Consider the following 9348-nt stretch of genomic DNA (forward strand, 5'->3'; position numbering starts at 1 on the left):
TATTTATTAGACCAAAAACAAACCAAAAACGGAAAAGCAGCAGCAAGATTTGCAAATTATAAAATGCAACCTTTAGCCTATTCATTTCCCACTCATTTCACAGGTCAAAAACCAAGTATTGACGATTCAAAACCTCGCCCAAAAGCCGCTATTATTCGTGAAAAAGGAAGTAATTCTGAACGCGAAATGGCAAACGCCATGTTTATGGCCGGTTTTGATGTGAAAGATGTACATATGACCGACTTAATTTCCGGACGGGAAAACTTAGAAGAAATCCAATTTATTGGAGCCGTAGGTGGTTTTTCAAATTCAGATGTTTTGGGTTCTGCTAAAGGTTGGGCGGGAGCCTTTTTATACAACGAAAAAGCAAAAACAGCATTAGATAATTTCTTCAAACGAGAAGACACTCTTTCGGTCGGAATTTGTAATGGTTGCCAATTGTTTATGGAATTAGAAGTCATCAATCCGGAACACGAAATTCACGGAAAAATGCACCACAACGATAGCCAAAAACATGAAAGTATTTTTACTTCCGTAAAAGTTCAGGAAAATAATTCCGTGATGCTTAAAACATTAGCCGGAACAACATTAGGCGTTTGGGTTTCGCATGGTGAAGGAAAATTTAAATTGCCTTATAAAGAAAGTCAATATAATATTGTGGCCAAATACGGTTATGAAAATTATCCTGCTAATCCGAATGGATCAGATTATAATACTGCCATGCTGTGCGACAAAACCGGTCGTCATTTAGTGATGATGCCACATATTGAACGTTCCACTTTCCCTTGGAATTGGGCTCATTATCCAAAAGATAGTAACGATGAAGTTTCACCTTGGCTAGAAGCATTTGTGAATGCTCGTTTGTGGATTGAAACCATAAAATAATTACATCTTAACATCATAATCAAGGAGTTGACAAAAATTAACTCCTTTTTTTTGCGGAATTCGTTTGAATATATTTGTTTTTTTTCTAATTTGCAGAAAATTCATTTCAAAAATGACAAAAATCACCCGTCTTTTCGACTTTCCATACTATCAAATTGAAAGAAACAACATTCCTGATTGTTTTGTCACAAAATATAATGGTGAATGGGTAAAAACTTCAACCCAAGAATATATAGATAAATCAAATACTATCTCGCGGGCTTTATTGCGATTAGGTGTTAATAAAAATGATAAAATTGCTATCATCACTTCTGCCAACAGAACTGAATGGAACATCATGGATATTGGTATTCTTCAAGTAGGTGCACAAACTGTTCCAATCTATCCAACTATCGCTCCGGAAGATTACCAATATATCTTAAATCATTCTGAATCAAAGTTTTGTTTTGTCTCAGATAAAGTTGTTTTTGATAAATTAAACAGCATAAAACAAAACGTTCCCTCATTACTGAAAATCTTCTCATTCGATGAAATCGAAGGATGTAACAATTGGAAAGAACTGCTGGAATTAGGTGCCGATACAACTAACCAAGATGTTGTAGAAGACCGAAAAAACAATGTAAAACCAGAAGAATTAGCCACCATCATTTACACTTCAGGAACGACAGGAAGACCAAAAGGAGTTATGCTTTCTCACAATAACATCGTTTCAAATGTTTTGGATAGTGCTCCCCGTATTCCGTTTAAAGAAGGAACTAGTAGAGCATTGAGTTTTCTACCCATTTGCCATATTTTCGAACGGGTTATCTTATACATCTATCAATACTATTCCGTATCCGTTTATTTTGCGGAAAGTATTGATAAATTAACTGTGAATCTTAAAGAAGTTCATCCTAATGTAATGACGGTTGTTCCACGACTTTTAGAAAAAGTTTATGACAGCATCTATGCTAAAGGAACCGATTTAAAAGGAATAAAAAAACTACTCTTTTTCTGGGCAATAACGCTCGGATTAAAATATAAACCCTACGGTGAAAATGGTTGGTTTTACGAAAAACAACTTGCTATTGCCCGAAAACTAATTTTCAGTAAATGGAAAGAAGGATTAGGTGGTAATTTAGAAGTCATGGTTTGCGGAAGTGCAGCCTTACAACACCGTTTATCCCGCATTTTTGCAGCAGCCAATATTCCGGTTATGGAAGGATACGGACTTACCGAAACATCGCCGGTTATTAGTGTAAATGATATGCGAAATGGACTATTCCGTGTAGGTACCGTTGGAAAACTGATTAAAAATGTTGATGTGAAAATTGCTGAAGATGGTGAAATTCTATGCAAAGGACCTAACGTTATGATGGGTTACTACAAAGATGAAACCTTAACGAATGAAGTTATTAAAGAGGGCTATTTTCACACCGGAGATATTGGTGAATTTGACGCTGATGGTTTCCTTAAAATCACCGACCGTAAAAAAGAAATGTTTAAAACTTCCGGTGGTAAATATATAGCACCACAACTTATTGAAAACCGCATGAAACAATCCTTTTTTATGGAGCAGGTGATGGTCATTGGTGATGGCGAAAAAATGCCGGCTGCCTTTATTCAACCAAACTTTGGCTTCGTTCGTGAATGGGCTCATCGTCATGGTTTTGAAATTACAGGAACAAATGAAGAGCTTATTGCAAATCCAAAAGTAATTGAACGGTTCCTACAAGAAGTTGACCATGCCAATGAAAAATTTGGGAATTGGGAAAAAGTGAAACGCTTTGAACTCACTCCCGATATTTGGTCCATTGAAGCCGGACATCTTACGCCAACCTTAAAACTACGTCGTAAGATTGTGAAAGAAAAGTACCAACATTTGTACGACAAAATATATAATTCTTAATTTTTTATTCTTTTATTTAACAGTTGTTCAATCTTTTTTATAAATTTATAGTTCTAACCAAAAACATTTATTTATGAAAATGAAAAACTTTTTAGTAGCAGGAATCGTTGGCGGATTTGTCGACTTCCTTCTAGGATGGGTATTCTATGGCATGTTATTCAGTGACCTTTACCCTGAAGGAGAAAACATGAACTTGGGCTTCATTGCTTTGGGTTGCCTTACGTATGGACTCTTCATGGCTTATATTTTTACTAAATGGGCAGGAATCAAACATGCTTCTACCGGAGCAAAAGCAGGAGCAGTTATTGGATTTTTCTATGCGTTATCCATGAATTTCTACATGTATTCTTCTAGGGAAGTAAACTATCAAAATATTGTAATTGATGTTGCCATTACTATCATCATCAGTGCTGCTGTAGGAGCAGTTATTGCTATGGTGAATGACAAATTAAAATAATAAACATACCATTGTTTACCAAAAAACTCCCGTAATGGGAGTTTTTTCATTTAAAGTTATTCAATTGACTTTGTGATTCCAATTAAGTAAAAATCCAAATTTATTTTAGCATCAAATTATAAAAATTATAGTTTAACAAATTCAACCCGTCTGTTTTTTGCTTTGTTAAGTCCGGTATCGTTTGTAGATACAGGTTGACTTTCTCCTTTTCCATCCGTTTCCATTCGAGAAGAATCTATACTAAACGATTTAGTAAGCTCTGTTTTAACTGAAATTGCTCTGCGTTTAGACAAGTCTAGGTTGCTGTTGTCATCACCGTCACTGTCTGTATGACCGATGATTTTAATTTTAACGGTTGGATTATCTTTTAACACCTGAGCAATCTCTTTGATTGTAGCATAAGATTCCAGTTTAATTTTATCTGAATTAACATCAAATTGAATACCATAACTCACTAATTTACCTTCTGTGATTAATTTGTTTCTAATATCGGGCAAACCTGCTGCTATACGAAAATTAGTAATCAATGGATTAATTTCATCAGAGGTTTGAATTCTGAATATATTATAAATATAACCTTCTATTAAACCTCTGGGCAAATCCATTACTTTTTTATCATTGGCATACATTCGGATGCGTTGTTTTTGAAACCAAAATGCCACATGGTATTTTTCACCTGTCTTGAACATAAAGGTAGAATTACCATTGTCTTTATATCCCTCGTTGCTCTCAGACCAATTGGTCCAATTGATGTTTTCATAATCAGCTGTCATGCTGGTTCCTGCTTTTCCGGGGATAGCACCACCTTCGTCCGGGTTGTTTAAAGAACCCGAAACAATAAGAAACTGCATATTAAATAAATAATCTACTCCATCAATCGTTGTGGAAGGAATCAAATCAAACTCAATTGTAAAATTTTCTGTAAACTTCTCTTTAGCCTCCGGAATGTAATATCCTCCCCCTAACAATTGAAACCATCGGCCGGGAAAATTACTGATCGTCACTATTTCACCACTGCTGTTCGTATTCCATTGTACGGGAAAATCCCCTACGCTTTCGTTGGTGAAATCATCGTAAAAAACAACCTTTTCACCCGGAATAAAGTCAAACTTAGAAGTGACTACATTTTCACTTGTTTTTGCTTCCTGAGCCATGAGCAAGGGCACAAAAACAAACCCCATAAAAAGGTTAATTAATACGGTTTGAACACTCGTTTTTTTCATGTTTTTATAGTTATAAATGAATATTCACTGTACTCCTTAAATCAGATAGTGATTACTCAACTAAGTGACTTGGCTTTTTGAAGAATACCAAGTATATTGAAACAATTGGTTTTCATCAAACTGAAAAACCTATTTTGAAATCAACTTTTTACATCCCAATTTTTTCATGAAGACGGAAAAAATTGCCACCTTAAATTTACGACTATTTGATGAATTAGAAGTGGATTATTCCTTGTTTTTTAATGTGAAAAACAATTCATTTGCTCCCTTTGGTTTGGGAGACATAAAAATAAAAAATACTATCGGCTGACTTATTTAGTTGCTGCTGCCCTATCCCAATCCTTTCGGGTCATGGTGTAAAGGGTTTCGGTGTCCAGCATAAAAACAGTTACCTGTTTATCACTCAGTACAATGTGTTTATTCCATTCTACAAAATCTTTGTATAACAAGAGTGAACAAATATCTGTGGCATCAATGAAGTCACTAATTACGTTGGTGTGTGTCGTTTCAATCAGCTTGTTCTTTTTGTTACCAGATTTTGCTTGTAAACGAATCAAGGAATGATGAAACTTTTCTTCGGAGACAAACTTATTGCTGTTATTGTAATGTAAAAGGTAATCATTACCTAAGGTGATCTCCCCTTTCTTTTTTGAGGCCGTTATCACATACACTTTTCGTTCATTTTTACTGAACACGGGTATGTAACTCATAGCCGTTTCATCATAAAACTTATAAAAACCGCTAATGTTTGCTTTAACCCTTTTCTTTGCATTTTGACGCATTTCTATTAATATTTTCTCTAAGGGTTCTGTGGTTCTGTTGCGAGTGTCAATGTGCAAGGGCTTTTTAGTAGGCAAATTTTCAAACTCATAGCGAACCAATATCTGAGACGTATCACGTCCGTAAAAGATAGTAATTACATTGCCTTGGTCATTGAAATAAGACAAGTATCCGGCTAAACTATCTTGCTTTGATTTGAATCGTTCCAGAAAGTCATCTACGCCATACCACGCGGCTTTCTCCAAACGGTATAGTTTCTTTCCTTCTTCTAACACCTTATCCGTTTCATTGTTTTGGGAAAAGCCCAATAAGGTTAAAAGTAAAACAAACGGTAATACTCCTTTTTTTAACTTCATAGCCTATTAAAAAAAACGTTAAGGGTCAATAATTTATTAAAACAAATGCTATTTTCTACTCCAACATACTGTCCATAATTTGGTATGATATGGTAACCATTCCGTTTATAAAGTGCGATAGCTTCCGGTTGCTTGAGTCCTGTTTCTAACACACATTCTTTGTAACCCAACTCTTTGCACCAGGCTTCCAACTCTACTAATACCTGCGAAGCAATTCCTTTTCCACGTTGAAATAAAGGAACAAACATCCGCTTTACTTCCATTGTCTCTGCATTGTATTCTTTAACGGCACCGCAACCCACGGGCAATTGGTTTATATAACCAACTACTACATGATTTATTGTATCTATTCCGTTAAACTGAGCATAAAACGAATGCTCTTCACCATCTCTGATTTTCAAATCTTTGTCTAACTCAACCACCAAGGCTTTAAAGTCCAGGTCGTTTGAAGTAGTTCGTTTTAATACAAGTGTGGACATAACTAAATTACTCTTTAATAAACTTGCTGTTGAAACCGCTAAAGGATTTCTGCCATTGAATGCACGGTGCTTAAGCAAGACAAAACACGGAAAACAAACCAATTAACATCACTATCTTTTTCATACTGCAAAGGAAGGTAACTTATTTCAATTATTTTTACTTTTGTTTTTGGCTGTATTCCGCTTATATAGTAAAAATGAGCACCCTTTGTGAGAGCAAATATAAAATAAGATTTAAGGTAAACATCATTCTTTTTGGTAGAAATAACAATTTAATGATTTAAAATCAAAACGATTTGGGTCGATTTTGAGCTAAAAAAATAGTTGTTTTTTACTCCTTTTCGGAAATAGGTGCCGATTCGGTTTAGTACACTCTTATTACACTAGTAGTACTTAGGTAGTATAGTAGTGCTACTTCAAAATTGAAGTAGGGTTATTTGTTTTTTGATTTTTTTAGTTCTTTTAACTTTTTGATTATGCTAAAGTTGATTTAATAAAAAAGTTATTGCCACGAATTGGGGAAACTTCGTAGAGCTAAAAAACGTAAATTTCTAATTAGTTTTTAGTAGTATGAGCTTTTTTATATTCGTCAAACTCTTCTTGATTCAAAAAATTAGTTTCTTGCCTAAAACAAAATACCATTTTCCATTGTCTTTAATGTAAGTCTCTGCTCTAATGACTTTAAAATGTAAATCTCCTTCAGTTGTTGAAAAAACCACATCAGCAACTTTAGTTTTTATAGCCGTTTGACCATTGAAGATTCTCCCACTGCTACCGAATCCTTTCGTGAGGTTTTTTAAATTATTCTTGTTCACGGTTTTTAATTTCCTTTTCAATTTGTCCTAAACGAATCAAAATTGGAAGTAAAGTTATAAAACTACCACTCGCTACTGCAATTAGTGCAAAGTTTTCACTTTTGGCAGCAAGAAAAACCAAAATTCCACAAGCAATAAGCATTACAAGTCCCAATCCTGTTAAAACTCCTTTTGTTTTCTTTTTTTCAATGTTAAGCTCGTTTAAAGTTAGTTCTGTTAGTTTTTTGTTCATTGTCATGTTTATAACGTAATTTTTATTTGGAATTTCTGCAAACGGTTAGTTTATAAAATTAGGCGATTTCGAAGCATGAAACTTTAGGTTAAGCAGAAAATTTGATACGAGCCAAAAGCTTAATTTTAGCACTAAACCCGCCATTTCATAAATATATTGTTGCCGGTTAGGTTTTTATTTTTCTTTTAGAATTTTTTTTAAAGTATAAATATTATATAAACAAAAAACATCTAATATTATAAAACTTAAACTAAAAACTATTTTGTCATTAATTAAAATAATTTATTAATAAAAATAAAACAGGAAGTAAAATGCACGCAATTAGCAATCCTATGTAAAGTGATAAATAAAAGTTTAACTCTTTTTTTGTTTTGTTAGAATATTGATTTTTAAGCATATATTAAGTTTTTTAAAATTGTTATTTTTCAATTTTTAGACAATAATCAACTGTTAGAGAAGTATATTAATCTTGAATATTTTATTGAATTACATTAATTTATTTACGTTGAGTAAATTTACAATTTTTTGTTATTAATTTTTAAATTATAAAATTCTTTTCATTTTTATTATTATTCTTTAGAATCATTCATTTTCAATTTTTACAATATCGATATCCATTCAATTCTAGTTTTTTTAATGTTTTTATTTTTTAAATATTTCATTTTTTGTTATTTGGTCAGAAATGGCTTTAATATTTCGATATTAACTTATTCCTAATATTATTTAAAGAAGGTTATTACTACGTTTTGCTTAACCTGAACGCCGCCAACAGTTCGTCTAAAAACCTAAATTTCTAATCAAACTCATAGTAATAGAGGCAAATATAATATTTTTTGGCAATGACAAAATGCTAAATTAAAAACTGTGGTTTTAGAATGGTAGAGGAAAAGAGGAAACTAAATCCTCTTGTTCCCGATAGCTAAGATTTTCACCCGAGCGAGGTGAGTTAATTACTATCAGTAGCATTCCACACGAAGCGATTGACTTCGTCGAATTTCATTTCGCGAGAGCGAGGGATAATCACCATAAATTTGTCATTCTCCCGAGACTTCGAGAAAGGAGGAATCTCAGCAAACAGGAGCAAATAATGAGATTCCTCTCTCGTCCCAAAAGACGAGACGGAATGACAAGTAAACCCTTAACTTAATGACATTGGACGAGCACCATTTGGGGAGGAATTTCTATTGTAGTTATCCGAATTGCAAATGCTACAATCTTTGTTCTAATTTAAGAAGGGAGAGCAGGATTTCTATTTTAGTTATCCGCATTACAATTGCTACATTCTTTGTTGTAATTTAAGAAGGTACTCGTCACAGACGAGCACCAGTTGGGTATATTTTTCAGTCATATTTAAATGCTACTAATACTATTTAACTTTGGAAATAGCCATTTTAATTGCAAGTCCTGTCAGAACACTTGCCATAAACCATTTTTGTGCTTTTACCCAAGATGGATTTTTGGCAAAAAATACTGCTGCTTTCGATGCTGTTAGTACAATAATAAAATTGATACTGAAACTAACAAAAACTTGAGTAGCTCCGAGTTGTAAACTCTGTATCATAATTGAACCGTATTCAGGTTTTATGAACTGTGGAAAAAATGACAAATAAAACAAAGCAACTTTTGGGTTGAGTACGTTGGTTAGAAATCCAATAATGAACAGCTTTCTTGGTTTGTCATTCGGCAAATCTGTTTTTGTATCAAAGATATTTTTACTGTTTGGTTTGATGGCTTGGTATGCCAAGTATAAAAGATAAAAAACACCCATTGTTTTCAATAACGTATAAGCAAACGGTACTGCAAAAAGTACCGCAGTAAGTCCGAAAGAAACCATAATTATATGGAACAGAAAGCCACAAATCACTCCTATAAGTGAAATTAACCCTGCTTTTTTTCCTTGTGTTATAGTACGAGAAATTAAGTAAATCATATTTGGCCCTGGACTAACAACAAGAACCAATGCTGCTAATGCGAAAAGTAGAATGTCATTAAATGGTATCATATTTTTTCTTTTTTTAGTATCAACAATGTTTGTCGGTTCAATGATCACCAACTACCTTACAGTCGCATATTCTGAATGTTTATACAACCTATTTGGTACAAAAACACTCTTTTTTTTCTCCTTTCTATTTCCAAAAATACTATAATTTTCAATATACGTTGTCAAAGTTCAAAACGCTTACAAAGTTGTTGTTTTCAATTTTATTGCACCGAAGTCGGGACTTCGGAGAGC

Annotated in this window: 10 protein-coding genes; 4 read left to right on the forward strand and 6 right to left on the reverse strand. The window is 33.5% G+C overall.

Features of this window, described 5'->3' with window-relative positions:
- The 3 genes from ACIQ2Z_RS11655 to ACIQ2Z_RS11665 all read left to right on the forward strand — a co-directional run.
- Positions 1 to 885: phosphoribosylformylglycinamidine synthase subunit PurQ (locus tag ACIQ2Z_RS11655; RefSeq protein ID WP_396184324.1), on the forward strand; the 885-nt coding region annotated here is incomplete at its 5' end.
- A 112-nt stretch (positions 886 to 997) separates the two neighbouring features.
- Complete coding sequence (locus ACIQ2Z_RS11660) at positions 998 to 2773, forward strand: AMP-dependent synthetase/ligase (RefSeq protein WP_396184325.1); 1776 nt, start codon at positions 998 to 1000, stop codon at positions 2771 to 2773.
- 73 nt (positions 2774 to 2846) lie between these two features.
- Positions 2847 to 3230: a hypothetical protein gene (locus ACIQ2Z_RS11665; RefSeq protein ID WP_396184326.1), complete on the forward strand. Its 384-nt coding sequence runs from the start codon at positions 2847 to 2849 to the stop codon at positions 3228 to 3230.
- A 125-nt stretch (positions 3231 to 3355) separates the two neighbouring features.
- Here ACIQ2Z_RS11665 and ACIQ2Z_RS11670 read toward each other — a convergent pair whose 3' ends face one another.
- Positions 3356 to 4453 (reverse strand): OmpA family protein, encoded by a 1098-nt coding sequence (locus ACIQ2Z_RS11670; protein WP_396184327.1) that lies wholly within the window; start codon positions 4451 to 4453, stop codon positions 3356 to 3358.
- Between the two features lie 166 nt (positions 4454 to 4619).
- Between ACIQ2Z_RS11670 and ACIQ2Z_RS11675 the strand changes: the two genes are divergently transcribed.
- Positions 4620 to 4763 (forward strand): hypothetical protein, encoded by a 144-nt coding sequence (locus tag ACIQ2Z_RS11675; protein WP_396184328.1) that lies wholly within the window; start codon positions 4620 to 4622, stop codon positions 4761 to 4763.
- Between the two features lies 1 nt (position 4764).
- Here the strand turns inward: ACIQ2Z_RS11675 and ACIQ2Z_RS11680 are convergent, their stop codons facing one another.
- The 5 genes from ACIQ2Z_RS11680 to ACIQ2Z_RS11700 all read right to left on the reverse strand — a co-directional run bounded on the left by ACIQ2Z_RS11680 (position 4765) and on the right by ACIQ2Z_RS11700 (position 9117).
- The gene (locus ACIQ2Z_RS11680) at positions 4765 to 5589 is read right to left on the reverse strand and encodes a hypothetical protein (protein ID WP_396184329.1); all 825 of its coding nucleotides are present in this window, start codon (positions 5587 to 5589) and stop codon (positions 4765 to 4767) included.
- Positions 5586 to 6068: a GNAT family N-acetyltransferase gene (locus tag ACIQ2Z_RS11685; RefSeq protein ID WP_396184330.1), complete on the reverse strand. Its 483-nt coding sequence runs from the start codon at positions 6066 to 6068 to the stop codon at positions 5586 to 5588. Before ACIQ2Z_RS11685 ends, ACIQ2Z_RS11680 begins: the two co-directional genes overlap by 4 nt.
- 605 nt (positions 6069 to 6673) lie before the next feature.
- On the reverse strand, positions 6674 to 6883 hold the full coding sequence (locus ACIQ2Z_RS11690) for a hypothetical protein (RefSeq protein ID WP_396184331.1): 210 nt from the start codon (positions 6881 to 6883) through the stop codon (positions 6674 to 6676).
- Entirely contained in the window at positions 6870 to 7115 is a 246-nt protein-coding gene (locus tag ACIQ2Z_RS11695) for a hypothetical protein (protein WP_396184332.1), read from the reverse strand. Before ACIQ2Z_RS11695 ends, ACIQ2Z_RS11690 begins: the two co-directional genes overlap by 14 nt.
- A gap of 1366 nt (positions 7116 to 8481) precedes the next feature.
- Entirely contained in the window at positions 8482 to 9117 is a 636-nt protein-coding gene (locus ACIQ2Z_RS11700; RefSeq protein WP_396184334.1) for a LysE family translocator, read from the reverse strand.
- Positions 9118 to 9348 lie beyond the last annotated feature (231 nt).

The organism is Flavobacterium sp. (assembly GCF_044361015.1).
In the GTDB taxonomy this organism is placed as follows: domain Bacteria; phylum Bacteroidota; class Bacteroidia; order Flavobacteriales; family Flavobacteriaceae; genus Flavobacterium.

Coding starts and splice junctions, on each gene's coding strand:
- ACIQ2Z_RS11660 (WP_396184325.1), top strand. CDS start 998: ATGACAAAAATCACCCGTCTTTTCGACTTTCCATACTATCAAATTGAA.
- ACIQ2Z_RS11665 (WP_396184326.1), top strand. CDS start 2,847: ATGAAAATGAAAAACTTTTTAGTAGCAGGAATCGTTGGCGGATTTGTC.
- ACIQ2Z_RS11670 (WP_396184327.1), bottom strand. CDS start 4,453: ATGAAAAAAACGAGTGTTCAAACCGTATTAATTAACCTTTTTATGGGG.
- ACIQ2Z_RS11675 (WP_396184328.1), top strand. CDS start 4,620: ATGAAGACGGAAAAAATTGCCACCTTAAATTTACGACTATTTGATGAA.
- ACIQ2Z_RS11680 (WP_396184329.1), bottom strand. CDS start 5,589: ATGAAGTTAAAAAAAGGAGTATTACCGTTTGTTTTACTTTTAACCTTA.
- ACIQ2Z_RS11685 (WP_396184330.1), bottom strand. CDS start 6,068: ATGTCCACACTTGTATTAAAACGAACTACTTCAAACGACCTGGACTTT.
- ACIQ2Z_RS11695 (WP_396184332.1), bottom strand. CDS start 7,115: ATGAACAAAAAACTAACAGAACTAACTTTAAACGAGCTTAACATTGAA.
- ACIQ2Z_RS11700 (WP_396184334.1), bottom strand. CDS start 9,117: ATGATACCATTTAATGACATTCTACTTTTCGCATTAGCAGCATTGGTT.